The sequence below is a fragment of the Okibacterium endophyticum genome, from assembly GCF_054780075.1.
In genome coordinates, this window is record NZ_BAAGXA010000012.1 from 318,975 (window position 1) to 343,060 (window position 24,086).

Annotated in this window: 25 protein-coding genes; 22 read left to right on the forward strand and 3 right to left on the reverse strand. The window is 65.3% G+C overall.

Going from position 1 to position 24,086, the window contains the following annotated elements; genetic code table 11:
* Nucleotides 1-11: 11 nt before the first annotated feature.
* On the reverse strand, nt 12-401 hold the full coding sequence (locus ACYVF5_RS15545) for a phage holin family protein (protein WP_460948044.1): 390 nt from the start codon (nt 399-401) through the stop codon (nt 12-14).
* A gap of 106 nt (nt 402-507) precedes the next feature.
* Between ACYVF5_RS15545 and ACYVF5_RS15550 the strand changes: the two genes are divergently transcribed.
* From ACYVF5_RS15550 to ACYVF5_RS15650, 21 genes are all read left to right on the forward strand, one after another.
* Nucleotides 508-1,476, forward strand: a complete 969-nt coding sequence (locus ACYVF5_RS15550; RefSeq protein ID WP_460948046.1) for a DUF389 domain-containing protein — start codon at nt 508-510, stop codon at nt 1,474-1,476.
* 82 nt (nt 1,477-1,558) lie between these two features.
* Nucleotides 1,559-2,086 (forward strand): histidine kinase, encoded by a 528-nt coding sequence (locus ACYVF5_RS15555; protein ID WP_460948048.1) that lies wholly within the window; start codon nt 1,559-1,561, stop codon nt 2,084-2,086.
* Nucleotides 2,087-2,181: 95 nt separating this feature from the next.
* Nucleotides 2,182-3,024: a DUF4097 family beta strand repeat-containing protein gene (locus ACYVF5_RS15560; protein ID WP_460948050.1), complete on the forward strand. Its 843-nt coding sequence runs from the start codon at nt 2,182-2,184 to the stop codon at nt 3,022-3,024.
* 82 nt (nt 3,025-3,106) lie between these two features.
* Nucleotides 3,107-3,928: an ABC transporter ATP-binding protein gene (locus ACYVF5_RS15565; protein WP_460948052.1), complete on the forward strand. Its 822-nt coding sequence runs from the start codon at nt 3,107-3,109 to the stop codon at nt 3,926-3,928.
* Complete coding sequence (locus ACYVF5_RS15570; RefSeq protein WP_460948054.1) at nt 3,925-4,686, forward strand: ABC transporter permease; 762 nt, start codon at nt 3,925-3,927, stop codon at nt 4,684-4,686. Before ACYVF5_RS15565 ends, ACYVF5_RS15570 begins: the two co-directional genes overlap by 4 nt.
* A gap of 61 nt (nt 4,687-4,747) precedes the next feature.
* Nucleotides 4,748-5,869, forward strand: coding sequence for a histidinol-phosphate transaminase (locus tag ACYVF5_RS15575; RefSeq protein WP_460948056.1), 1,122 nt, complete (start codon nt 4,748-4,750; stop codon nt 5,867-5,869).
* Between the two features lie 4 nt (nt 5,870-5,873).
* Nucleotides 5,874-7,019, forward strand: coding sequence for a thiamine pyrophosphate-dependent dehydrogenase E1 component subunit alpha (locus ACYVF5_RS15580; RefSeq protein WP_460948058.1), 1,146 nt, complete (start codon nt 5,874-5,876; stop codon nt 7,017-7,019).
* A 110-nt stretch (nt 7,020-7,129) separates the two neighbouring features.
* A complete protein-coding gene (locus tag ACYVF5_RS15585) occupies nt 7,130-8,089 on the forward strand; it encodes an alpha-ketoacid dehydrogenase subunit beta (RefSeq protein ID WP_460948406.1) in 960 nt (319 codons plus the stop codon).
* Between the two features lie 42 nt (nt 8,090-8,131).
* Nucleotides 8,132-9,499, forward strand: a complete 1,368-nt coding sequence (locus tag ACYVF5_RS15590) for a dihydrolipoamide acetyltransferase family protein (RefSeq protein WP_460948060.1) — start codon at nt 8,132-8,134, stop codon at nt 9,497-9,499.
* Between the two features lie 409 nt (nt 9,500-9,908).
* Nucleotides 9,909-11,261 (forward strand): quaternary amine ABC transporter ATP-binding protein, encoded by a 1,353-nt coding sequence (locus ACYVF5_RS15595; RefSeq protein ID WP_460948062.1) that lies wholly within the window; start codon nt 9,909-9,911, stop codon nt 11,259-11,261.
* A complete protein-coding gene (locus ACYVF5_RS15600) occupies nt 11,261-12,190 on the forward strand; it encodes an ABC transporter permease (RefSeq protein ID WP_460948064.1) in 930 nt (309 codons plus the stop codon). Before ACYVF5_RS15595 ends, ACYVF5_RS15600 begins: the two co-directional genes overlap by 1 nt.
* A gap of 86 nt (nt 12,191-12,276) precedes the next feature.
* On the forward strand, nt 12,277-13,176 hold the full coding sequence (locus ACYVF5_RS15605) for a glycine betaine ABC transporter substrate-binding protein (RefSeq protein ID WP_460948066.1): 900 nt from the start codon (nt 12,277-12,279) through the stop codon (nt 13,174-13,176).
* Between the two features lie 211 nt (nt 13,177-13,387).
* The gene (locus tag ACYVF5_RS15610) at nt 13,388-14,368 is read left to right on the forward strand and encodes a metal ABC transporter solute-binding protein, Zn/Mn family (RefSeq protein ID WP_460948068.1); all 981 of its coding nucleotides are present in this window, start codon (nt 13,388-13,390) and stop codon (nt 14,366-14,368) included.
* Nucleotides 14,369-15,223: a metal ABC transporter ATP-binding protein gene (locus ACYVF5_RS15615; RefSeq protein ID WP_460948070.1), complete on the forward strand. Its 855-nt coding sequence runs from the start codon at nt 14,369-14,371 to the stop codon at nt 15,221-15,223.
* A gap of 136 nt (nt 15,224-15,359) precedes the next feature.
* Nucleotides 15,360-16,217 carry a metal ABC transporter permease gene (locus tag ACYVF5_RS15620; RefSeq protein ID WP_460948072.1) on the forward strand — a complete coding sequence of 286 codons (858 nt, stop codon included), beginning with the start codon at nt 15,360-15,362 and terminating at the stop codon, nt 16,215-16,217.
* 46 nt (nt 16,218-16,263) lie between these two features.
* Nucleotides 16,264-16,677, forward strand: coding sequence for a Fur family transcriptional regulator (locus tag ACYVF5_RS15625; protein WP_460948074.1), 414 nt, complete (start codon nt 16,264-16,266; stop codon nt 16,675-16,677).
* A gap of 289 nt (nt 16,678-16,966) precedes the next feature.
* Nucleotides 16,967-17,203 (forward strand): 50S ribosomal protein L28, encoded by a 237-nt coding sequence (rpmB, locus tag ACYVF5_RS15630; protein WP_460948076.1) that lies wholly within the window; start codon nt 16,967-16,969, stop codon nt 17,201-17,203.
* Complete coding sequence (gene rpmG, locus ACYVF5_RS15635; protein WP_091182394.1) at nt 17,203-17,370, forward strand: 50S ribosomal protein L33; 168 nt, start codon at nt 17,203-17,205, stop codon at nt 17,368-17,370. Before rpmB ends, rpmG begins: the two co-directional genes overlap by 1 nt.
* Nucleotides 17,371-17,374: 4 nt before the next feature.
* Nucleotides 17,375-17,680, forward strand: coding sequence for a 30S ribosomal protein S14 (rpsN, locus tag ACYVF5_RS15640; RefSeq protein WP_460948078.1), 306 nt, complete (start codon nt 17,375-17,377; stop codon nt 17,678-17,680).
* Nucleotides 17,681-18,059: 379 nt separating this feature from the next.
* Nucleotides 18,060-18,347, forward strand: a complete 288-nt coding sequence (locus tag ACYVF5_RS15645; protein WP_460948080.1) for an HU family DNA-binding protein — start codon at nt 18,060-18,062, stop codon at nt 18,345-18,347.
* Nucleotides 18,348-18,452: 105 nt separating this feature from the next.
* A complete protein-coding gene (locus tag ACYVF5_RS15650) occupies nt 18,453-20,426 on the forward strand; it encodes a cytochrome c oxidase assembly protein (protein ID WP_460948082.1) in 1,974 nt (657 codons plus the stop codon).
* A 24-nt stretch (nt 20,427-20,450) separates the two neighbouring features.
* Here ACYVF5_RS15650 and ACYVF5_RS15655 read toward each other — a convergent pair whose 3' ends face one another.
* Nucleotides 20,451-21,725, reverse strand: a complete 1,275-nt coding sequence (locus tag ACYVF5_RS15655) for a hypothetical protein (protein WP_460948084.1) — start codon at nt 21,723-21,725, stop codon at nt 20,451-20,453.
* A gap of 168 nt (nt 21,726-21,893) precedes the next feature.
* On the opposite strand from ACYVF5_RS15655, the gene ACYVF5_RS15660 reads away from it, so the two are divergent.
* Complete coding sequence (locus tag ACYVF5_RS15660; RefSeq protein WP_460948086.1) at nt 21,894-23,192, forward strand: ATP-dependent DNA helicase; 1,299 nt, start codon at nt 21,894-21,896, stop codon at nt 23,190-23,192.
* 164 nt (nt 23,193-23,356) lie between these two features.
* Here ACYVF5_RS15660 and ACYVF5_RS15665 read toward each other — a convergent pair whose 3' ends face one another.
* Nucleotides 23,357-24,004: a biliverdin-producing heme oxygenase gene (locus ACYVF5_RS15665; RefSeq protein WP_460948088.1), complete on the reverse strand. Its 648-nt coding sequence runs from the start codon at nt 24,002-24,004 to the stop codon at nt 23,357-23,359.
* Between the last annotated feature and the right edge of the window lie 82 nt (nt 24,005-24,086).

The window sequence follows — 24,086 nt, forward strand, 5'->3', positions numbered from 1 at the left end:
AGCCCGTCGCCTCAGCGCCTGTTCTTGGGTCGCAGGATGGCGGTGAGGATCCAGTTGATGATGCTCAGCACAAGAGCACCGAGCACACCCCACCAGAATCCCTCGACGGTGAGGCCCCAGCCGAAGAACGACATGATCCAGCCGACGAGCATCAGCAGCAGACCGTTCACGATGAACGAGATCAGGCCGAGAGACAGGATGTACAGCGGGAACGCCACGATCCGCACAACTGTTCCGACCACCCCGTTGACGATCGCGAAGATCACGCCGACAACGACATAGGTGAGAACCCACGACAGTGTGTCGCCAGAGCCGAACGGTGTCACGTTGATGCCGCCGACGATGAGAGCGGTGAGCCAGATCGCTACGGCGTTGATGACGATGCGAAGCAGAAACTTCATGTGTTCACTATGGCACTGCGCCGGCCCTCGGGCCAGCACATGCCCGGCATAAGACGGCGGCGCGCGTGGTACCGGCCAGCCGAACGTGTTCTGCCATGATGATCGCATGCTCCATGTCAGTGTGATCGCCCCACAGGATGCCTGTGACGCGGCGGTCGAGGCGCTTGAAGCAGACCCGACGACATCCAACCTCGTGGTGGTGCGGGGAGCGGCACAGAGCGGCACGGCGAACCTTCTTCTCTTCGACATCGCACGTGAGAACGCGAACACGGCGATCGACATGCTGCGGGCCCTCGGCATCGCCGAATCGGGATCCATCCGGCTGAGCGAGCCGCTCGCGGTGATCTCGAGCGATGCGGACAGGGCAGAGGGCTCGGCCCTCGGCAGTCCCTCAGATGCGGTCATCTGGGCGCAGATCGAAGCAGACGCGCGCAGCAATTCCCGCCTGTCATGGTCGTTCGCGATCTTTCTTGTGCTCGCCTGCCTCATCGCAGGTGTCGGGCGATACCTCGATCAACCGGTGCTCATCATCGCGGCGATGGTCGTCGGCCCTGAGTTCGCGCCCATCGCCGCCCTCTGCGTGGGCCTGGCCCGGAGACGCGGCGGGCTGATCCTGCCCTCGATGTCGACGCTGTTCGTGGGGTTCGCGCTCGGGGCGGCCGTCTCGTGGCTGGTCTGGTCGGTCGTCTATGCCTTCGGCGGCATCACTGTCGAGGGGGCGACGACGGGCAGGCTCACCGAGTTCATCGTTCGACCGGACGTCTGGTCATTCGTGATCGCGCTGCTGGCGGGAGTCGCCGGTGTGCTCTCGCTGACGACGGCCAAGTCGTCTGCCCTGGTCGGAGTCTTCATCTCGATCACCACGGTCCCCGCCGTCGGCACCATCGGTCTGACCCTCGCGGTCGGAGCGTGGGATGAAGCGCTTGCGTCACTCGGTCAACTGGGGATCAACCTCGCCGGCCTGATCATCGCCGGAACGGGGACTCTCGCCGTGCAGTGGCTGGTCTGGCGGCTGCGGCACCGGACCTTCCGCAAGCCGGTATCGATCGTCACGAGGGTGACACCTCGCGTCTGACACCTCGCGTCTGACACCACGTGGTGTCATTTGACATCACCTCACGGTTGACATGACACCATAATGGTGTCACCATGGTGTCATGGATCTCACGCAGTACACAGATGAACTTCGACGACAGCTGGAGGTCGCCGCAGCCGCGGGCGGCGACGACGCCAGGGCGCTCGCCGAACGGCTGACGGCGCCCCTCGAAGCCAGCTCGCGGCTTGTTCTTCTCGAGGCGCTCTCTGCTGCTGCGGGGGAGATCACCCGTGAGCTCGCCCCGGGCTCAATCGACGTCCGCCTGCGCGGACGCGACCCCGAATTCGTCGTCACGCTCCCGGCGACCTCGCACTTCGACGAGGTGACAGCGGCCGAGGCACCGCCGAGCGGTGCCGCAGCCGAGGCGCCGGCGACCGATGTCGACGACACCTCAACGACACGAACGACTCTGCGTCTGCCCGACCAGCTCAAACAGCGGGCAGAAGAGGCAGCGAGCCGAGAGGGCATCTCCGTCAACTCCTGGCTCGTCCGCGCGGTGAGCGCCGCTCTCGACACGCCGAAGGGAAAACGTCCGATCCAGAGAGAACCCTCAGCCGCCAGCGACCATTTCACCGGCTGGGTTCGCTGACCCGACAGCCGCTGTAGCGCACCGTTCCCGGCGCCGTTTCACTTTTCGCTCAGCTCGTCCGCTGAACGCACACACCACACAAGAAGGGCACAGCTATGCCGACTTTCAACACACCAGAACCGATCTCGGTGACCGTCGACGTCAGCGCAGGCGACCTCTCGTTCCTCGCGAGCGATCGCCTCGACACCGTCGTCACCGTGAGCCCGCGCAGGCAAGGCCGGTCGGCAGACGCCAAGGCCGCCGAGCAGACCCAGGTGAGCTTCGCCGACGGAACACTCCGTCTCCAGACCCCGAAGGTCTGGAAGTACTCCCCATTCGGCTCGAACGGATTGGTCGACATCACCGTCGAACTGCCCTCCGGCTCCCGTGTGCGCGGCGAATGCGCCTCCGGCGGATTCCATGGCCAGGGTCGCCTCGGCGAATGCCGGATGAAGCTCGGCGCCGGCGACATCCGTCTCGAGCGGGTCGCAGACCTCGACGCGCAGACCGGCGCGGGCAACGTCACGGTCGACCACATCTCAGGAACGACGGATGTGTCAACGGGAACCGGCGACATCCGCATCAGAAGGGCAGATGGAGACGTCGTCCTGAAGAACACCAACGGATCCACCCTCGTCGAGGAGGTCTTCGGCGATCTTCGGGCGAAGGGAGCCCACGGTCAGATCTCGGTGGACAGCGCTCACTCCTCCGTCGAGATCAAGACCTCTCACGGCGCCGTGCGGATCGGCGAGGTGATGCGCGGCTCCGTGCTGCTCGAGTCGTCATACGGCGCACTCGACATCGGCATCCGTGAGGGCACTGCCGCATGGCTCGATGTCCGCTCGGAACGCGGCCGGGTCCGCAACCAGCTCGAGGCCCATGCGGCCCCTGACCCGACAGACGAGACCGTCGAGGTCCGTGCCCGCACCACCTGGGGCGACATCACGGTCGCCAGATGAACATCCACCAGGCACACAGCCAGAAGGACGCACACGAGACCCGCCGCCTCACCGCGGCGGCCACAAGAGAAGAGAAGGCGATATGAGCATCACAACGAACACACAGAGCCGCGAGCCCGCCATCCGTGTGCGGGGCCTGAAGAAGTCCTACAGGGATCTGCACGTGCTGCGGGGTGTGGACTTCGAGGTCGCGCCCGGCAGCATCTTCGCTCTTCTCGGCTCGAACGGAGCAGGCAAGACCACGGTGGTGAGAATCCTCTCCACGCTGCTCAGGCCAGACGCCGGCGCAGCCACGGTCAATGGCTTCACCGTGACAACCGACCCGCTCCGAGTCCGGGAGTCGATCAGCTTGACGGGGCAGTTCGCAGCCGTCGACGAGATCCTCTCCGGTCGGGAGAACCTGGTGCTCGTGGCGAAGCTGCGGCATCTGAAGAACCCGGGCCAGGTCGCCGATGAGCTCCTCGCCCGCTTTAATCTGACCGATGCGGGCGCGCGGAGAGCAGCAACGTACTCAGGTGGCATGCGTCGTCGTCTCGACATCGCCATGAGCCTGATCGGGCGGCCGAAGGTGATCTTTCTCGATGAGCCGACCACCGGACTCGACCCTGAAGCCCGCATCGACGTGTGGAAGGTCGTCAAAGACCTCGCGGCGCAGGGGACAACGGTTCTGCTCACCACCCAGTACCTCGACGAGGCCGAGCAACTCGCGGATCGGATCGCGATTCTTCATCAGGGCACCATCATCGCGAACGGCACCCTCGACGAGCTGAAGAAGCTCCTGCCGCCGGCGGAGGTCGCATATGTCGAGAAGCAGCCGAGCCTGGAGGAGATCTTCCTCGCGCTTGTCGGCGACACAGGCGATAACACATCACACAACGAGCACACACAGAAGGACAGGTCATGAGCACCCACTTCTTGTCAGACACAACGGTTCTCCTCGGCCGCTCCATGCGGCACATCACCCGCAGCATGGACACCATCATCACCACGGCGATCACGCCGATCGCCCTGATGCTGCTGTTCGTCTATGTGTTCGGCGGCGCCATCCAGACAGACACCGACAACTACGTCAATTACCTGATGCCCGGCATCCTGCTCATCGCCATCGCGTCTGGGATCGCCTATACGGCTCTTCGGATGTTCAACGATCTGCAGGGCGGCATCTTCGAGCGGTTCCATTCCATGCCGATCGCACGATCGTCGGTGCTCTGGGCCCACGTGGTGACGTCGCTCGTGGCCAACGGAATCACACTCGTGATCATCGTGCTTGTGGGCCTGCTGATGGGCTTCCGCACCGGAGCAGGCCCGCTGGCGTGGCTTGCCGTGGTCGGAATCCTGGGACTGTTCACCCTCGCGCTGACCTGGATCGCCATCCTCGCCGGCCTCGCCGCGAAGTCGGTCGACGGCGCCACGGGGTTCTCGTATCCGATGATCTTTCTGCCGTTCATCAGCTCGGCCTTCGTTCCGACGGACACCATGCCGGGGCCCGTGCGCTGGTTCGCTGAGAACCAGCCGGTCACCTCGATCGTGAACACGATCCAGGACCTGTTCGCCGAGCGACCGGTCGGCGGCGACATCTGGATCGCTCTCGCGTGGTGCGTCGGCATCCTCGTCGTCGGCTACATCCTCGCCATGGCGTCGTACCGGCGCAAGATCGCCTGAGGTATTGGGCAGATCGCGCGCATGCCCGCTGCGGAATGAACCGACTGTCTAGACTCGACAGGTGACATCAGACGCACAACCCCTCGACCCGGCCCCTGTGAGGCTCCGCCCGGAGATTCTCGCGGCAGCGCCATACCGGCAGGGCCGACCTGCCGGCGAGGACTCGTTCAAGCTGTCGAGCAACGAGAATCCGTATCCGCCCCTGCCGAGCATCGTCGACGTCGTCGCACGCGAAGCGGGCACGATGAACCGATACCCGGACGCCGGGGCACTGAGACTCCGTGACGCGCTCGCCGCGCGTCACGGAGTCTCGGTCGACGAGGTGCACGTCGGGTCGGGCTCCGTCGCACTGCTCAGTCAGTTCATCGCCGCTGCCGCGGGGCCCGGCGACGACGTCGTCTACTCCTGGCGGTCGTTCGAGGCCTACCCCGGCCTTGTCACCGTCGCCGGCGCGACGAGTGTTCAGGTCGACAACCGTCCAGACGGCGGGCACGACCTCGAGGCGATGGCCGCGGCGATCACCGACAGCACAAGGGCTGTGATCGTCTGCTCGCCGAACAACCCGACGGGCACCGTTGTCACCGCACGCGATTTCGACAGATTCCTGGCAAAGGTCCCCGGCGACGTACTGGTGCTGCTCGACGAGGCCTACGCCGAGTTCGTCACACGAGACGACGCGGTGAACGGCCTGCGGCTCATCGGACGCCATCCGAATCTCGTTGTGCTGCGCACCTTCTCGAAGGCATACGGCCTTGCAGGCCTTCGCATCGGCTGGGCGGTCGGGCACCACCGGGTGCTCGACGGCGCCCGTGCCGCCGCCATCCCGCTCTCGGTCACCGGAATCGCCCAAGAGGCGGCGATCGCGTCGCTCGATGCCGAGATCGAGTTGCTCGAGCGGGTGCACACGCTGGCCGCGCTGCGCGACCGTGTGCGGGCATCCCTCACCGCCCAGGGCTGGAACGTGCCGGAGTCGCAGGCCAACTTCATCTGGCTCGCCACCGGCGAACAGACGGATGCCGCCGACGACACACTGCGCGAGGCGGGTGTCGTGGCACGCGCCTTCAGTGCGAGCGGCATCAGGGTGAGCGTCGGCGAGATCGAATCTGTGGAGAAGATACTGCAGGCGACGGCGGACATTGTGCGAGATCTACCAGAGAACCACCCGGCGAAGCGGATAGCGTAAAACGATGACGGATCGAGACATCTCCACGAGCACGTCAGCCCCGGTGCGCTTCCTCACCGCAGAGGGAGCGTTCGCTCCCACGGCGGCAGCCGAAGAGTACACACCGATGCTCGACCGCCTCGGCGACGACGACCACAGGCGGTTCTATCGCGACATGGTTGTGATCCGCGCGTTCGACCATGAGGCCGAGAACCTGCAGCGGCAGGGTCAGCTCGCGCTGTGGCCTCCGAGCAACGGGCAGGAGGGCGCCCAGGTCGGCTCTGCGCACGCCGCACGGCCTCAGGATCACATCTTCCCCTCGTACCGCGAGCACGCTGTCGGCATGATCAGAGGCATCGACGTGATGAAGATCATCGAGATCATGCGCGGCATCAGCCACGGCGGGTGGGACCCCGCCGATCCCCGCAACGGCAACTTTCATCTCTACACACTGGTCATCGGGTCGCAAGCCCTGCATGCCACGGGGTATGCGATGGGTATCGGACTCGACGGCGCGAGCGGAACCGGTGACCCGGCAGGCGACCAGGCCGTGATGGTCTATTTCGGGGACGGCGCATCGAGCCAGGGCGACGTCAGCGAGGCCATGGTCTTCGCGGCGAGCTACCAGACACCGCAGGTGTTCTTTCTGCAGAACAACCAGTGGGCGATCAGCGTTCCGGTCTCGCGACAGTCGCGCACACCCCTCGTCAACCGTGGCACCGGATTCGGCATCCCGAGTGTGCAGATCGACGGCAATGACGTGCTCGCGAGCTACGCGGTGACGGCCAGGCACCTCGACGACGCACGTGCGGGCGGCGGGCCGCAGTTCATCGAAGCCCTGACCTATCGGGTCGGTGCTCACACCACAAGCGACGATCCCTCGAAGTATCGCACCCAGGCAGAGCTCGACTCCTGGATCGCACGTGACCCGATCAGCCGTTTCGAGGCCTGGCTGCGCAGCCGGGGCGCATCGGATGCGCTCTTCCTCGAGGTCGAAGAAGAGGCGAAAGACATGGCGGCGGACACCCGTCGCCGCACGCTCGAACTCGGCGACCCTCCGGTGGGCAAGGTCTTCGACTTCGTGTATTCGGAGGACCACCCCCTGACGGCCGCGCAGGCCGACTGGCTCGAGCAGTACGAAACTCAGATGCAGGGCGGTGACGACAGGTGAGCAACAGCGTGCACGACGGACAGCCGGTCGCGAACGACGCAGTCGACGACGCGACACCTGCCGACGCGACATCCGCCGACGCGACACAGGCGGGCATCCGTTCGCTGCCGATGTCGAAGGCGATCAACGCCGGGCTTCGGCAGGCGATGCTCGACGACCCGCGTGTGCTGATGATGGGCGAGGACATCGGGCGCCTCGGCGGCGTCTTCCGCATCACGGAGGGCCTGCAGGCCGAGTTCGGTGAGAACAGGGTGCTCGACACCCCGCTGGCGGAGTCCGGCATCTTCGGCACGGCCATCGGGCTCGCCATGCGTGGTTATCGCCCGGTCTGCGAAGTGCAGTTCGACGGCTTCATCTACCCCGGCTTCGATCAGATCACGTCTCAGCTGGCCAAACTCACGAACCGTCACGAGGGCACGCTCACGATGCCCGTGGTGATCCGGGTGCCGTACGGCGGCCACATCGGCGCCATCGAGCACCACCAAGAGAGCCCGGAGGCATACTTCGCACACACTGCGGGGCTGCGCTCGGTGAGCCCCGCGTCGCCGAACGACGCCTATTGGATGATCCAAGAGGCGATTGCCTCGAACGACCCGGTGATGTTCTTCGAGCCCAAAAGCCGTTACTGGCCGAAGGGCGAGGTCGACTTCTCCGCTCCGGCGGCACCGCTGCACGCGAGCCGTGTGGTTCGCGCCGGCACCGACGTCACAGTGCTCGCCCACGGCGCGATGGTCACCGTGCTGCTGCAGGCCGCAGAGCTCGCCCACGCAGAGGGCATCTCGCTCGAGGTGGTCGACCTGCGCTCGATCTCGCCGATCGACTACGGCCCCATCCTCGACTCCGTGCGCAAGACGGGCAGGCTGATCGTCGCGCAAGAGGCGGCGGGCTTCGTGTCTGTCGGGTCTGAGATCGCCGCGACGATCGCGGAACAGGCCTTCTATTCGCTCGAGGCGCCCGTGCTCCGAGTCTCTGGCTTCGACGTGCCGTTCCCGCCGGCGAAGCTCGAAGGGTTGTTCCTGCCAGACGCGGACCGCATTCTCGAAGCCGTCGACCGTGCCCTCGCGTACTGACGCCCGCACACTGATTGTGCACCAGCACAGGAGGGAATCATCATGAGCCAGTCGGAATTCCAGCTGCCCGACGTCGGTGAAGGACTCACAGAGGCAGAGATCGTCTCCTGGAAGGTGGCGCCGGGCGACCCGGTCGAGCTGAACCAGGTTCTCGTCGAGATCGAGACGGCCAAGTCGCTCGTCGAGCTGCCGTCGCCGTTCGCCGGAACGGTCGGCGAGCTTCTGGTGGGCGAGGGCGACACCGTCGAGGTCGGCACACCGATCATCAGGGTGTCGACGACAGATGCCCCTGGTGCGTCGCCCGCACAGGCTGCGGCCGTCACGTCGCCGGGGATCGCAGAAGACATCGCTGCCGACGTGGCAGACACGAACGCCACCATCGCGCACGAGGCGCCAGAGACGACGCAGTCGCCGGCGGGTTCGACGGGTGCCGTGCTCGTCGGGTACGGCACCGGAGGCCAGGTGAGCTCGAGGCGCCGTGGGCGCACCACGAAGCCGCCGACGGGGCACGCGCAGGCGGCACCGGCATCCGTTCCTGCGGCCGCTGCAAGCCCGATCATCGCGAAGCCGCCGATCCGCAAGCTGGCGCGCGACCTCGGCGTCGACCTGAGCGAGGTTCAGGGCACAGGCCTCGTCGGCGAGATCACACGAGAAGACGTTGTGAGGCACGCGGGGCAGGCCAGCGTGTTCCGCAACATCGAGACCCCGGACTGGGCTGAGGAGCGCGAAGAGCGGATCCCGGTGAAGGGTGTGCGCAAGCAGATCGCCAAAGCGATGGTGCAGAGCGCATTCCAGGCGCCGCACGTCAGCGTTTTCGTCGACGTGGATGCCACCCGCACCATGGAGTTCGTCAAACGGCTGAAGGCGTCGACCGATTTCGCGGGCGTGAAGGTGTCGCCACTCCTCATCATGGCGAAGGCGATCATCTGGGCCGTGCGCCGCAACCCCACCGTGAATGCGACGTGGACGGACGAAGAGATCATCGTGCATCACTACGTGAACCTCGGCATCGCCGCGGCGACGCCCCGCGGACTGCTTGTGCCGAACGTCAAAGAGGCGCAGTCGATGAGCCTGCTGCAGCTCGCGCAGGCTCTCGAGCAGCTGACGCTCACCGCGAGAGACGGCAAGACGCCGCCGTCGGACCTGTCTGGCGGCACGATCACGGTGACCAACATCGGTGTGTTCGGAATGGACACGGGAACCCCGATCCTGAACCCCGGTGAGGTGGGGATCATGGCCCTCGGAACGATCAAGCAGAAGCCGTGGGTCGTCGACGGCGAGGTGCGCCCGCGCTACGTGACGACGATCGGCGGCTCGTTCGACCACCGTGTCGTCGACGGTGACGTCGTGTCGCGATTCGTCGCCGATGTGGCGTCGATCGTCGAGGAGCCTGCTCTGCTGCTCGACTGAGACGACCAGGGCGGGCGCCGACATCAAGCCGGCGCAGATAACGAAACGGCAACGGAAGAAATCACCGATGGGGTGATGATTCCGCGGGATCCGACGCGTGTGTTCCCCCGGTCTCGCCTTGCCAGTCCGGCCTTCGGTCGATACGGTGGTTGGTGGCCTTGATGGCCAGAAAACCAGTCCGCGACCGTGTCACCCGTGAGAAGCGGTGGCGCGAACGTATGGTCTTCAGTCGTTGGGAACGGTCAAGATGATCTCCCGGCAGCAGATTCGTTTCACCTGGAAGAGCGCCAAAACCCTTGTTGCGCCGCCGGTGTTGTGATCGGCCTGCTGCAGTCTGACTGAGACCCGGCCGTGAGATCACCCACACACCCGAGACTGCCCTGCCCCTGGGTGTGTGCGCAAGGAACCCGTGACCCAAACACTTCCAGACTCCCACACCATTCCCGCCGCAGAACCGCCCATCGCCATCGAGGCATCCCGCCTCTACAAGGTCTTCGGGCGTCGTCCCAAAGAGGTCGTCAAAAGACTCCAAGCCGGTCAGAGCCGTGACGAGCTCTCGTCGCTCGGCACCGCGGCGGTCATCGACGCGAGCTTCTCGGTGCGCGAGGGTGAGATCTTCGTGGTGATGGGGCTGAGCGGCTCAGGAAAATCCACGCTCATCCGTATGCTCAACGGGCTGCTCGACTCGACGGCCGGATCCGTGAAGGTGCTCGGCACCGAGATCGTCGGCCTGCCAGACGCCCAGCTTCGCGAGGTGCGCAAGAAGCACATCTCGATGGTGTTCCAGCACTTCGCGCTGCTGCCGCACCGCACTGTTCTCGACAACGCCGCATACGGGCTCGAGGTTCAGGGCACACCGCTCGCCGAGCGCCGGGAGCGCGCTCTCGGCGTCATTGAACGCGTCGGGCTGAAAGGCTGGGAGAACAAGCTGCCCAGCGAGCTCTCCGGCGGAATGCAGCAGCGAGTCGGGCTCGCCCGCGCCTTGGCCGCAGACACGGACGTGCTGCTGATGGACGAGGCGTTCTCCGCACTCGACCCGCTCATCCGCCGCGAGATGCAGGAACAGCTCGTCGAGCTTCAGCAGGAGCTCGGAAAAACCATCGTGTTCATCACCCACGACCTCAACGAGGCCATGTTCCTCGGTGACCGCATAGCCGTGATGCGCGACGGACGCACGGTGCAGATCGGCACGCCAGACGACATCCTCACCGACCCCGCCAACGACTATGTTGCACAGTTCGTGCAGGATGTCGACCGCGCGAGGGTGCTCACCGCATCGAGTGTGATGGAGCCGCCGCGTTCCGTCGTCTCGGCGACCGCGGGACCCCGCGCGGCGCTGCGCACCATGCGCGATCTGCAGACCTCCGCGGCCTTCGTCGTCGGAAGCGGCCGCAAGCTCGTCGGTGTTGTGCACGACAAAGACGTTCTTCGACAGGTGAAGAACAGCGAGACCGATCTGATGGCCGTCGTCAAAAACGATGCGGCGACCGTCGGGCCGGACCAGTACCTGGTCGAGTTGTTCGAGCCGGCCGCAGAGAGCCCGCTGCCCGTCGCCGTCGTCGACGAGCGCGGCCGCCTGATCGGTGCGATCCCGCGCGTCACCCTGCTCGCGGCGCTCGCCAATCTGCCGGCCACGACCGGGGAGCAGCAGATCATCGAGCCGATGGCCACGGTGCCCGTCGACCTCATCACCGCAACACTCAGAGAGACGGCAGGTCGCTCCGGCGATGCGGATGCCTCCAGAGAAGGGAGTCTCGCCTGATGGACTTCCGTATTCCGCTCGGCCAGTGGGTCGAAGACTTCGTCGATGTGCTCACCGATACCCTGCAGCCGGTCTTCACCGTGCTGCGCACGATCTTTCTCGGCCTGTACGAGGCCGTGAACTGGGTGCTGCAGACCCCTCCGTTCTGGGGGATCATCGTCGCCGTCGCCGTTCTCGCGTTCTTCGCGAAGGGCTGGAAGCTCGCCGTGGGCGTCGTCGTCGGCTTCAGCCTGATCGTCGCCGTCGACCAGTGGGACAACGCGATGGACTCGCTGTCACTCGTGCTCGTCGCCAGCCTGATCGCCGTCGTCATCAGCATCCCCCTCGGCATCCTCGCCGCCCGGTCTGACACGGCGTCGCAGATCATCAGGCCGATCCTCGACTTTCTGCAGACCATGCCCGCGTTCGTCTACCTGATTCCTGCGCTGATCCTGTTCCGCGTCGGCGTTGTGCCCGGCATCGTCGCGACCATCGTGTTCGCGCTGGCACCCGGTGTGAGGCTCACCGAGCTCGGCATCAGGGGAGTGGACAAAGAGGTCGTCGAGGCTGGCCAGGCCTTCGGATCCTCTCCGTTCCGCATCCTGCGCCAGATCCAGCTGCCACTCGCGATGCCGAGCATCATGGCCGGTGTCAACCAGGTCATCATGCTCTCGCTGTCGATGGTCGTCATCGCCGGTATGGTCGGCGCAGGCGGTCTGGGAGCCGACGTGGTCGCGAGCTTGAACCGCATCGACATCGGCCTCGGTTTCGAAGCCGGCCTGTCTGTGGTGATCCTCGCGATCGTGCTCGACCGGCTGACGGCATCCCTCGGCACCAGAAAGCGCCGGGCGCGCACGTCCCAGGCGACGATCGGCGCGTCAGGCGATGCTGCAGACGAGGCCGAGACGCTTGTCGCCGCCGGTCCGCGGCGGGCACCCACCGCGCCCTGAACAGGCCACTCACCGTCAGTTCGGTGCCGCCGTTCAGCGGCGTGCGCGCGATCTGATCCGTCCAATCGCACCAACGAGAGGAAACAATGAAGAAACACAGCACACTCGCCATCGCGGCCATTGCCACAGCGAGCATGATCGGTCTCGCCGGCTGCGCCAACGGCGATGACGGCAACGCCGGAGGCGGCGACGGCGGAGAGAAAATGGACCTCACCCTCGCCGTGTTCAACGGCTGGGACGAAGGCACCGCCACGAGCTGGCTCTGGAAGACGGTTCTCGAGGAGCAGGGCTACACCGTCGAACTCGAGAACGCAGACGTCGCCCCCGTGTTCGAGGGACTGTCATCGGGTGACTACGACTTCACCACAGACGTCTGGCTGCCGAACACACACGCCGAGTACCTCGAAACCTACGGCGACGACATCGTTGAGATCGGCGCATGGAACAACGAGTCCAAGCTCACCCTCGCGGTGAACGAAGACGCCCCGATCGACTCGATCGCGGAGCTCGCAGAGAATGCAGAGCTCTTCGACAACAAGATCGTCGGCATCGAGCCGGGCGCCGGCCTCACCCTCGCCATGGAGAACGAGGTCATCCCGACCTACGGCCTCGACGGCATGGAGTTCCAGACCGCGTCGACGGCCGCGATGCTCACCGAGCTCAAAGCCGCGACAGACGCCGGTGAGAACATCGTCGTCACGCTGTGGGAGCCGCACCGCGCCTACAGCCAGTTCCCCATCAAGAACCTCGAAGACCCCGAGGGCGCCCTCGGCGAGACCGAGAGCCTCTACACCTACGGAAGCGAGGAGTTCGTCGAGAACTCTCCGCAGGCCGCCGAGTGGCTCGAGAACTTCACGATGGACAACGAGAAGCTGAACTCGCTGATCAAGGCGATGTTCATCGACTACGAGGGTGATGACTACGCCCCCATTCTCGAGCAGTGGATCGAAGACAACCAGGAGTACGTCGACGGGCTGACCAGCTAGTCACGTTCGCTGCGAGCACCCCGGCCGGGTCCACCCGGCCGGGGTGCTCTTCGTTCATCGCTCGATCCACGCGTCGGTGTTCACGCGTGGCGCGCGCCTGGACGCCGCTCGACGGCACACCCGGGCGGTGAGATGTGGCGGCGACGGGAATCGGGTCGGGGCGGAGCACTTCCGTTTTGATAATAGTTATCATTAGGCATAGTCTTGTGCGGTGAAGAAATCGTATATCGCCCTCGCGCTCATTCCCGCCGCAGCCCTTGTGCTGAGCGCATGTTCCGGCACGGCAGACGCCGGCGACGGGTCGGGTCTTCCGCAGGTCGTGGCATCCACAAACGTCTATGGCGATGTCGCAGAGGCCATAGCCGGCGAGTACGCCGAGGTGACGAGCATCATCACGAGCGGCGCCCAGGACCCGCACAGCTACGAAGCCAGTGCGCAGGACCAGCTCGCCCTGTCGAAGGCAGACATCGTGATCGAGAACGGAGGCGGATACGACCCGTTCATCGACACTCTGCTCGAGGCCGCAGACCACGACGCAGAGGTGCTGAGCGCCTCTGAGCTGTCTGGGCTGATGCCGGGCGACGCCGCAGAAGAGCACGACCACGAGCACACCGACGAGGCGGACGCCGACGCAACCGGGGACGCGCACGCCGGCCACGACCACATCGAGGGGTTCAACGAGCACGTCTGGTACAGCCCGGCGGCGATCGAGAACCTCGCCCGCGAGCTCGCGCACGCACTCGGTGAGGCGGCACCGGAGCACGCACAGGACTTCGACGAGAACCTCGAGGCCTTCGCCGAGCAGATCCACGGCCTCGAAGAACAGGCGGAGCAGCTCTCTGCGACTGTCGACGGCGCAGGGGCGCTCGTGACCGAGCCCGTTCCCGGGTACCTGCTCGAGGCATCCGGGTTCACGGACCTGACTCCGCCCGAGTTCAGCGAGGCGATCGAAGAGGGCACAGACGTCTCTCCGGCCGTTCTGAGCGAGACCCTTCAGGTCGTCGAATCCGGCGATGTGCGACTGCTCGCTTACAATGAGCAGACGAGCAGCGCTGAGACCGAACGCGTGCTCGAGGCGGCAGAAGACGCCGGCGTCGCGGTGGTGAGCTTCACCGAGACGCTTCCGGACGGCGAGGACTACGTGAGTTGGATGACCGCTAATCTCGACGCGATCGCAGAGGCACTGGCCTAGGTGACGGCGGCGCATGGTGCGCATGCACACAGGCATCCGTCCGACCCCGTGCTCAGCCTGCACGGCGCCGAGCTGGCGTTCGGCGAGCGCACGCTCTGGAGCGGTCTCGATCTCGACGTCTGCCAGGGAGAGTTTCTCGCGGTGCTCGGCCCGAACGGATCCGGCAAGACCAGTCTGCTCAAGGCGGTTCTCGGGCAACAGCAGCTCGATGCGGGAACCGTTGAGTTCAACGGCCATCCGGTCACGCGCGGCGACAGGCGGATCGGCTACATCCCGCAGCAGAAGCTGATCCCCGGAGGCACGCCGATGCGCGCGAGGGACCTCGTCGCCCTCGGGGTGAACGGCCATCGATTCGGGCTCCCCGTGTCAGGGCCGGCCGATCGCGCCAGGGTCGACGAGCTGCTCGAGTCCGTCGGCGCAGCCGAGTATGCAGACGAACCGGTCGGCAACCTCTCCGGTGGAGAACAGCAGCGACTGCGCGTCGGACAGGCGCTCGCCGGCGATCCGCTGCTGCTGCTCTGCGACGAGCCGCTGCTGAGCCTCGACCTGCAGCACCAGCGCGGTGTCTCTGACCTCATCGAGACCAGACGACGCGAGCACGGCACCCCCGTCGTGTTCGTGACACACGACGTGAATCCGGTGCTCGGCCTGGTCGATCGCATCCTCTATCTCGCGGGCGGGCGGTTCCGCGAGGGGACTCCGGCCGAGGTGCTGCAGTCAGACGTGCTGAGCGATCTCTACGGCACGCCCGTCGACGTCATCCGAACCGGCGAACGCGTTGTGGTCGTCGGCATCCCGGACGCCGAGACGCATCACCATCATCACCACACGCATCCGTCTGGCGCGCGCGCGTGACCGCCGGTGGCATCCGTCGTTCTGCGGCAGCAGCTGGCGACATCACCCGTCTTGGACCTATTCACCCGGTATGCGGGATGAACACGTCCGAATCGGGTGAGAACCGGGTGACAGTCGCGCAGCGGGGAGCCGGGAGATGACCGAAGAAGACCTCTGGTCACGGCTGTTCAACTTCGCCGACTACGGCGAGCTGCTCGGGCTCGTGCAGAACTCGATCATCGCGGCAGCCGTTCTCGGCATCGTCGGCGGCCTGATCGGCGTCTTCGTGATGCAGCGTGACATGGCGTTCGCCGTGCACGGCATCAGCGAGCTCTCGTTCGCGGGCGCCGCCGCCGCCCTGCTGTTCGGGCTGAGTGTTGTGGCGGGTGCCCTCGTCGGCTCACTCGCCGCGGCCGTGATGATCGGCCTGCTCGGCGCCAGGGCGCGGGACCGCAACTCCATCATCGGTGTGCTGATGCCGGCGGGCCTCGGCCTCGGCATTCTCTTTCTCGCGCTCTATCCCGGGCGAAGCGCGAACAAGTTCAGTCTGCTGACCGGTCAGATCATCGCTGTCGACGGCCCGCACCTCGTCTGGCTGGCTGCCATCAGCATCCTGGTTCTGATCGGCCTGCTGCTGATCTGGCGTCCGCTCAGCTTCGACAGCCTCGACGCCGATGTCGCCGCCGCCAGGGGAGTGCCGACCCGTTTCGTCTCACTCGCGTTTATGGTGCTGCTCGGCCTCATCGTCGCGGTCTCCGTCCAGATCATCGGAGCCCTACTCGTGATGGCGCTGCTCGTGACTCCCGCGGCCGCGGCGCTCAGGGTCTCTGCGTCTCCTGTGCTCGTGCCGGTGCTCGCGATGGTGTTCGGCTTCGTGTCCGCCGTCGGCGGCATCATGCTCGCTCTCGGCGGTTCCCTTCCGATCAGTCCGTACATCACCACCATCTCGTTCGTGATCTACCTCGTCTGCAGGCTGCTCGGGCTGCGCAGCAAGCCGCGACCCGGGCTACGCTAGACGCAGATCAGCAGAGCGCGAGTCGCTCGCGAATGACGACGAACGGATGCCCGTGGCGGTGAAACGGAACACCTGGCAGCGTGAGGCTGTGCGTGAGGCGCTCGATGAGACCGAGGGATTCATCAGTGCGCAGAGCCTGCACTCGCAGCTGCGCGACGGTGGCTCCCCGATCGGGCTCGCCACCGTCTACCGGGCCCTCTCCGACCTGACCACGACCGGAGAAGCGGATTCGCTGCAGTCGCCAGAGGGCGAGAGTCTCTACCGTGCGTGCGAGTCGACGGGTCACCATCATCACCTGATCTGCCGCAACTGCGGGCTGACCGTCGAGATCGAGGCCACGGAGGTCGAGGCATGGGCACGGAGGGTCGCGACCGAGCACGGCTTCACCGATGCGCAGCACATCGTCGACATCTTCGGGCTGTGCGCGAAGTGCGCCGAGCTCGGCGCACAGAAGCAGTAGTGTGCGCTCCCATCCCGGCTCTCTGTGACCTTTGCGGACATAGGTGGTCGGCGGAATCGTCCCCCACGTCCGGAACGGCCACAGAGAGCGAGACAGTGAGCGGGGTCGAGGCACAGAGGCCCAACTTGCGAGACAGCGCTGCGGCGCTTAGGATGGACCCTTGGCTGAACGGGACTCCCCCCATTCAGTCGTGCACAGGTCTCCTCCCCATCAGAACAGGGTGATCGAGTGCGCCGACAAGAGATCTTGGGCGAGGCATCCGTCTCGCGGTATTGACAGGAGAATCACTATGGCAGCAGTGTGCCAGGTGACCGGGGCCGTTCCAGGCTTCGGGCACAACATCTCACACTCGCACCGGCGTACGAAGCGCCGTTTCGACCCGAACATCCAGAAGAAGACGTACTTCGTTCCGTCGCTTCGCCGCAACGTCACGCTCACGCTGAGCGCCAAGGGCATCAAGGTCATCGACTCCCGTGGCATCGAAGCAGTGGTCAAGGACCTGCTCGCTCGTGGGGAGAAGATCTAATGGCAAAGGCTCAGGACGTTCGTCCGATCATCAAGCTCCGTTCGACGGCGGGCACCGGTTACACCTACGTGACCAAGAAGAACCGTCGTAACAACCCCGACCGTCTCGTGCTCAAGAAGTACGATCCCGTAGTGCGCAAGCACGTTGAGTTCCGCGAGGAGCGGTAGACATATGGCTAAGAAAAGCAAAATCGCTCGTAACGAGCAGCGCAAGGTAATCGTCGCCCGCTATGCCGAGAAGCGCCGTGAGCTGAAGAAGGCCCTCGTCGACCCGAACGGCACCGCAGAGTCCCGCGAGGCTGCGCGTCTCGGGCTCCAGAAGCTGCCCCGCAACGCATCGCCGATTCGCGTGCGCAACCGCGACGCCGTCGACGGCCGTCCCCGCGGTAACCTCTCGAAGTTCGGAATCTCGCGTGTGCGGTTCCGTGACATGGCTCACCGAGGCGAACTGCCCGGCATCACCAAGTCCAGCTGGTAACCACCAGCACCCAACATCCAGAGCGGATGCCGACCTCGGTCGGCATCCGCTCTCGTGTTCTTCGGGTGTCTGGTTCTTCGGGTGTCTGGTGTTCTTGGGATGTCTGGTCGTCATCGGATGCCGCGGGCCGGCAGGGGAGAAAACCGGGGACCCCCGCTCTCGTCCGGTTCTCCGCTCTCGGACCCCTGAATCTGTGGCAGAAGTGACGAATGCACACAAAACACGCCGAAAAAGGGTCCCACACCCCCGAAATTCGTTGAAAACATGCGGGACTCTGATACATTCGAGGCGGTCAAACAGACCGGTTGGGGGTAGTGAATGCCTCCGGCATCCACACCAGTAATAAGGCTGTATAGCAAAGTCCGAGGAGGACAACTCAATGGCTGATAAGTCGCTTAACAAGACCGAGCTCGTCGCAAAGATCGCTTCGGAGACCGGCCAGAGCCAGGCTGCCGTCGGTGGCGTGCTCGATAGTCTGTTCTCGGTGCTTGCTGACTCCGTCAGCAACGACGTCAAGGTTTCGATCCCGGGCTGGCTCGCCGTCGAGCGCACATCGCGTGCCGCTCGAACGGGACGCAACCCGCAGACCGGCGCCGAGATCCAGATTCCCGCCGGCTACTCGGTGAAGGTTTCGGCGGGCTCCAAGCTCAAGGCTGCCGCCAAGTAGTTCATCTTCGATAACGGGGCGTCGCGCGGTGCGTGGCGCCCCGTTTGGCGTCTGAGGGCAGGACGCCGGGACGTTGCCGTTCGAGCGGTCGCATAGGCTGGACGAGTGCCCCGCCTCACCCGAATCGTCGGACCAGCAGTCCTCGTCGCCGTCGCCCTCGTTGTGCTCATCGTGGGGCTGCAGTACGGCGGAGGGGCTGATGAGAGGCAGCTCAGCGACCCGGGCGCGGTGGTGCGCTACGGGCTGCCGGTGGCCAAGCTCATGGTCAACATCGGCGCCGCCGTCGCAATCGGTGCTCTGGCGCTCTCGCTCTTCGCCCTGAGCGCCAAGAGAGACGAGTACACGCTCGCGCTGGACGTGGCCGCAGGCGGTGCGGCCGTGTACACCGTCGCGTCCGGGTTCACCGGCTTTCTCACTTTTCTCAACGTCACCGGGACGCCACTGTCGTTCAGCGACCAGTTCGGCGCTCAGCTCGGCATGTTCTTCACCGACATCGAGCTCGGGCAGGCGTGGCTGACGACCACTCTGATCGCCGCCGCCGTCACGGTCCTGTGCTTCGCCGTGCGTGGGCAGACCCTGATCTTCTTCGTGGGCGTTCTGGCCCTCGTCTCGCTCGTGCCGATGGCGGAGCAGGGACATGCCGCAGGGGCCACCGGGCACAACAACGCCGTCACGGCGCTCGGGCTTCACCTGGTCTTCGCCGCCGTCTGGCTGGGCGGGCTGGTGACGATCGTCATGGTCAGGCGCGCGCTCGAACCCGGACGCCTGGTGCCCGTGATCACGCGCTACTCGACGATCGCGCTCGTGTCATTCGTTGTGGTTGCCGTGTCGGGGTATGCCAGCGCGGAGCTGCGGATCGGCTCGTGGGAGAGCCTGCTCACACCGTATGGGGTGCTCGTTCTCGGCAAGGTCGCCGCACTCATCGCGATCGGCTTGTTCGGGGCGCTGCAGCGCAGCTGGCTCATCGAACGGATGTCGCGGGCGGGCGGCAGGGCGGGTCGCCACTTCTGGTGGCTCATCGTCGCCGAGCTCGGTTTTATGGGGATCGCCAGCGGCCTGGCTGCGGCGCTCGCCCGCACCGCAACCCCCGTCACCGAAGAGGTTCCGCCTGAGCAGACTCCGGCGCAGATCCTCACCGGGGAACCACTGCCGCCTCAGCTGACGTTCGAACGCTATTTCACGCTGTGGAACTTCGACCTGATCTGGCTGTTGTTCTGCGCGTTCGCCATCTTCTTCTACGTCGCGGGTGTTGTGCGGCTGCGTCGCCGCGGTGACACCTGGCCGTTGTACCGCACGATTCTCTGGATCGCCGGCATCCTGCTGCTGTTCTACCTGACCAGCGGCGTTGTGAACGTCTATCAGCAGTACCTCTTCAGTGTGCACATGCTCGGCCACATGGGCCTGGCGATGGCGGTTCCGGTGCTGCTTGTGCCGGGTGCGCCGGTCACTCTCGCCGCGCGGGCGATCGCCAAGCGCACGGACGGGTCGAGGGGGGCCAGAGAGTGGATCATGCTCGCCGTGCACTCCAGGTTCGCGGCGGTGGTGGCCAACCCGATCGTGGCTGCCGTGCTGTTCGTCGGCTCGCTATGGCTGTTCTACTACTCGCCGCTGCTGCGCTGGGCGATGGTCGACCACATCGGGCACGAGTGGATGGTCGCGCACTTTCTGATCACCGGCTTTCTGTTCGTGCAATCGATCATCGGCATCGACCCTGTGCCGTTCCGCCTTCCATACCCGCTCAGACTGATGCTGCTGCTGGTGACGATGGCGTCGCACGCGTTCTTCGGGCTCGCGATCATGTCGAGCACAGGACTGTTCCTCGCCGACTGGTTCGGTGCCATGGGTCGCGAGTGGGGGCCGACGGCGCTCGGCGACCAGCAGGTCGGCGGCGGAATCACCTGGAGCATCGGAGAGATTCCGACCCTTGCGCTCGCGATCACCGTCGCCATCCAGTGGAGCCGCAGTGACACCCGGCTGCAGAGGCGGCTGGACCGCACAGCCGATCGCACCGGAGACGTCGAGCTCAACGAATACAACAACAGGCTTGCCAAGCTCGCCGAGCGCGACTCGACTCGCTGAGGCGCCCCTCGATCCGCCGAGTGGCTAGCTCGCGACCTCGATCTGCACGTCCACGGATCCGTCTCCCTGCACGTAGACCTGACCGGTCATCTCAAAGCCGACGCGCTCGTTCACGCTCCTCACCGAACCGTCGAACAGGGACTGCACGTCGACATCCACACTCGCGGAGCCCTCGACCTCGGCGATCTCCCATCCGTCCTCGCCGGGCTCGATCTCAACCTCGGGGTAGGTGTCGATCTCCCATTTCGGCTCACCGGAGACACGATCTTCGATGTTGATCCCGAACGGGCATCCGGTCGGCTGAAGAACCGCCTGGGTCGCACACTCGTCGAGGTGAGCGTTCACGGCCTCTTGCACCCGCTCGAGCAGATCCTCGGTCGGTTGCGCGTCGACGATCGCCTCGTGCACCTGCGACGGTTCATCGACGATCACCTGCTCCGGCTGTGACTCGAGCAGGTCGGTGGCCGTCGCGAACTCGTAGCGACCGGGAGAGAGCACAAGCAGGTTGACGATGTTGTCGAAAGCAGGCTCCTGCTCGTCACCGGTCACCTGCCTGGTGTCGACGGCGAAACCATTCACCGCGAACGATGTGGAGTGCTGCACGGACAGGTTGACGACCGCGAGCGGGCTCTCATCGAACTGCCAGACCGGGATCAGGGGAAAGCGGTGACCCGCCTGCTTCACATAAAAGGTCGACTCGCCATACGATCCGCCCGCTTCGTAGGCATAACGAACCTCGTGAACTCCGCCACCGATGTCTTCGGTGCCCAGCTCTTCGATCTCGGTCAGGCCGGAAAGCGCGTCACTGCGCAGAAGCAGATCTGCGCTGCCCTCGGGAAGCCCTGCGCTCTGGAGTTCGGCGTCGTCGAACTCCACACCCGGCATCTCGAGGGCGGCGGCGGCGTCTTTGGCGGCGAGCGCGTCGAGGTAGCGTCCGACGAACGCACCCGCGCCATAGACGTCGCGGTTCAGCGCGCCGATGGCGGCGAGTGCCGTCACCAGCAGCATCACCCCGATGACGCCCCATGTCACGGTGAGACGGGCGCGCGCAGACATCGGCTTGCGAGCAGGAGCAGACGGAGGAACCGGATGCCCGTAGGCCGCTGCCGGCTGCATCGGCCCGGTCTGGATCTGCTGTTGCGGGGGTTGCTGCACCCGCTGTTGCGGTTGCTGCTGCGGGTAGCCAGGGGGATGGGTGGGCTGGCCTGGTGCCGGCTGGCTCGGCGCTCCCTGGTGGGACTGCGGAGGCGTGTGCCCGGGCTCGCCGGAGAACGGGCGGGGCGGCTGAAGGTCACTCACCCCGCCATCTTATGCACAACAGACGTTCCTGGCCCGACCACTCGGCTGCGCGGAATACAGTGGATGGGGCATATCGGGCACGCAGCGTGGTCGAACCCCGCTTGGATGAAGACCAGGAATGCAGACCTGGAAAGCAGACCCGGATCCAGACCCGGACAGAAGGAATCAGTGAACACCAGTCAGAAACCCCCATCGCTCTCGGCTGAGCAGCAGTGGGTCTATGACCTGATCGAGGGCACTCGCGAGCACGTGTTCGTCACCGGGCGGGCGGGCACCGGAAAATCGACCCTGCTCAACCACCTGTCGTGGAACACCTCGAAGCAGATCGTCATCAGCGCGCCGACGGGTGTGGCCGCGTTGAACGTCGGCGGACAGACCATCCACTCCCTGTTCCGACTGCCCATCGGGCTGATCGCAGACCAGCAGCTCGACCAACCTGATCAGCTCAAGAAACTGCTGAACACGATAGACACGATCGTGATCGATGAGGTGTCGATGGTCAACGCCGACCTGATGGACGCGATCGACCGCAGCCTCCGACAGGCCAGACAACGCAAGCACGAGCCATTCGGGGGTGTGCAGGTGGTTCTGTTCGGCGACCCCTATCAGCTGGCACCGGTGCCGGGTCACGGTGACGAACGGCACTACATCGACGACCACTACCGTTCGTTCTGGTTCTTCGACGCGAAGGTCTGGCGAGAGACCCCGCTCAAAGTGGTGGAGCTCAACGAGATTCACCGGCAGGCAGACGACCACTTCAAGTACATGCTCAATGCGGTGCGCTTCGGGCAGGTCACCGCCGAGATCGCGGGAGCCCTGAACGAGGCCGGCGCGAGGATGCCGCCTGACGACGGCACGATCACGCTGGCCTCGCGGAACGACATCGTCACCCGCATCAACAAAGCGTCACTCGCCCGATTGGGCGGGCGCACGCTCACCGCTGCCGCAGAGGTGAGCGGTGAGTTCGGCAAGGCGGCGTACCCCGCGGACGAATCGCTTGAGCTGAAGGTCGGTGCTCAGGTGATGTTCTTGCGCAACGACACGGGTGGTGAGGGCCAGCGCTGGGTCAACGGCACGATCGGGCAGGTGACCAAGATCGATACGAACGTGTGGGTCGAGGTCGACGGCGAGGTCCACGAGGTCGAGCCGACGGTGTGGGAGAAGTTCCGGTACTCGTACTCACCGGCGACCAAGCAGATCAAGCGTGAGATCGTGGCCGAGTTCACTCAGTTCCCGCTGCGCCTGGCGTGGGCGGTGACGATCCACAAGTCGCAGGGCAAGACATATGACCGCGCCGTGATCGATCTCGGGTCACGGGCGTTCAGCCCCGGGCAGACCTATGTCGCCCTGAGCAGGCTGACCTCGATCGAGGGGTTGTATCTCACACGACCTCTTCGTCCGTCGGACATCATCGTCGACGCCGACGTGCAACGGTTTATGTCCGAGGGTCGGACGCGAAGCGTGTGACCGGAGAAGCGTTGACCAGAGGGGCAGGTCGATGATCCCGAACCGTGGGATGCGACCGAGTTCGGCGAGCACGGGTGCCCGTCTGCGGGCAGAGATCGCATCTGGTCTGCGGGGAACGTCGTCGAGATGATCGAGACCGGTACGTCGTGGCGGGCCACGCGTCGTCAGGCTGCTGCACCGGCCTTCACCGCAGCGAGGTCTTCGAACAGCCTGGTGTTGAGGGCATAGGCTTGCACGACCTCATCGATGAACCGCTCGCGTTCGTCTGCGTCCCATGGCGCGTGATCGAGCTTCGCCCGGTATGCATTCTTGAAGGCGGCGAGATCGTCGATGTCGAAGGTGTAGAACCGCACACCGTCGTCACCGAGGCCGAGGTGCCTGCGCATCAGACGCGCGATGAACTGGCCGCCGGAGAGGTCGCCGAGGTACCGCGTGTAGTGGTGTGCGATGACACCGCCCGGCCAGTCGGCAACGGCGTTGATGCGGTCGACGTAGGCCCGCGTTGCCGTGAGCGGACTGATGTCGTCTCGCCAGTTCGGGCCAACGAGGTAGTCGAGGTCGAGCTCGATGGCGGGCGTCCTGATGAGCGCATCGTCCAAGAACGGGGCGGCGACCGGGTCATCGGCGAGGTCGCTCGCGATCCGCTCGAGCGCATCGTAGATGTACCAGTGCTGCACAACGAGGGCCACGTAGTCCGCGCGAGTGCCGTCGCCACGCATCAGATCGTTTATGAACCCGGCACCCTCGCTGTCGGAGTGCACGGAGCGCGTGCGCTCTTTCAGTTGCTCAGAGAAAGGGGTGACGCCTGTCATCGGGACTCCGCACTGGTAAGGGTATCCTTAGTCTAGCGGGCCGAGGCTGCGATTGACATCCCTCGCGGCCGGCCGCCGCTGC

Coding starts and splice junctions, on each gene's coding strand:
- ACYVF5_RS15580 (WP_460948058.1), top strand. CDS start 5,874: ATGACGGATCGAGACATCTCCACGAGCACGTCAGCCCCGGTGCGCTTC.
- ACYVF5_RS15545 (WP_460948044.1), bottom strand. CDS start 401: ATGAAGTTTCTGCTTCGCATCGTCATCAACGCCGTAGCGATCTGGCTC.
- ACYVF5_RS15585 (WP_460948406.1), top strand. CDS start 7,130: ATGTCGAAGGCGATCAACGCCGGGCTTCGGCAGGCGATGCTCGACGAC.
- ACYVF5_RS15620 (WP_460948072.1), top strand. CDS start 15,360: ATGACCGAAGAAGACCTCTGGTCACGGCTGTTCAACTTCGCCGACTAC.
- rpmG (WP_091182394.1), top strand. CDS start 17,203: ATGGCAAAGGCTCAGGACGTTCGTCCGATCATCAAGCTCCGTTCGACG.
- ACYVF5_RS15565 (WP_460948052.1), top strand. CDS start 3,107: ATGAGCATCACAACGAACACACAGAGCCGCGAGCCCGCCATCCGTGTG.
- ACYVF5_RS15600 (WP_460948064.1), top strand. CDS start 11,261: ATGGACTTCCGTATTCCGCTCGGCCAGTGGGTCGAAGACTTCGTCGAT.
- ACYVF5_RS15550 (WP_460948046.1), top strand. CDS start 508: ATGCTCCATGTCAGTGTGATCGCCCCACAGGATGCCTGTGACGCGGCG.
- ACYVF5_RS15560 (WP_460948050.1), top strand. CDS start 2,182: ATGCCGACTTTCAACACACCAGAACCGATCTCGGTGACCGTCGACGTC.
- ACYVF5_RS15645 (WP_460948080.1), top strand. CDS start 18,060: ATGGCTGATAAGTCGCTTAACAAGACCGAGCTCGTCGCAAAGATCGCT.
- ACYVF5_RS15605 (WP_460948066.1), top strand. CDS start 12,277: ATGAAGAAACACAGCACACTCGCCATCGCGGCCATTGCCACAGCGAGC.
- ACYVF5_RS15665 (WP_460948088.1), bottom strand. CDS start 24,004: ATGACAGGCGTCACCCCTTTCTCTGAGCAACTGAAAGAGCGCACGCGC.
- rpmB (WP_460948076.1), top strand. CDS start 16,967: ATGGCAGCAGTGTGCCAGGTGACCGGGGCCGTTCCAGGCTTCGGGCAC.
- rpsN (WP_460948078.1), top strand. CDS start 17,375: ATGGCTAAGAAAAGCAAAATCGCTCGTAACGAGCAGCGCAAGGTAATC.
- ACYVF5_RS15625 (WP_460948074.1), top strand. CDS start 16,264: ATGCCCGTGGCGGTGAAACGGAACACCTGGCAGCGTGAGGCTGTGCGT.
- ACYVF5_RS15570 (WP_460948054.1), top strand. CDS start 3,925: ATGAGCACCCACTTCTTGTCAGACACAACGGTTCTCCTCGGCCGCTCC.
- ACYVF5_RS15590 (WP_460948060.1), top strand. CDS start 8,132: ATGAGCCAGTCGGAATTCCAGCTGCCCGACGTCGGTGAAGGACTCACA.
- ACYVF5_RS15555 (WP_460948048.1), top strand. CDS start 1,559: ATGGATCTCACGCAGTACACAGATGAACTTCGACGACAGCTGGAGGTC.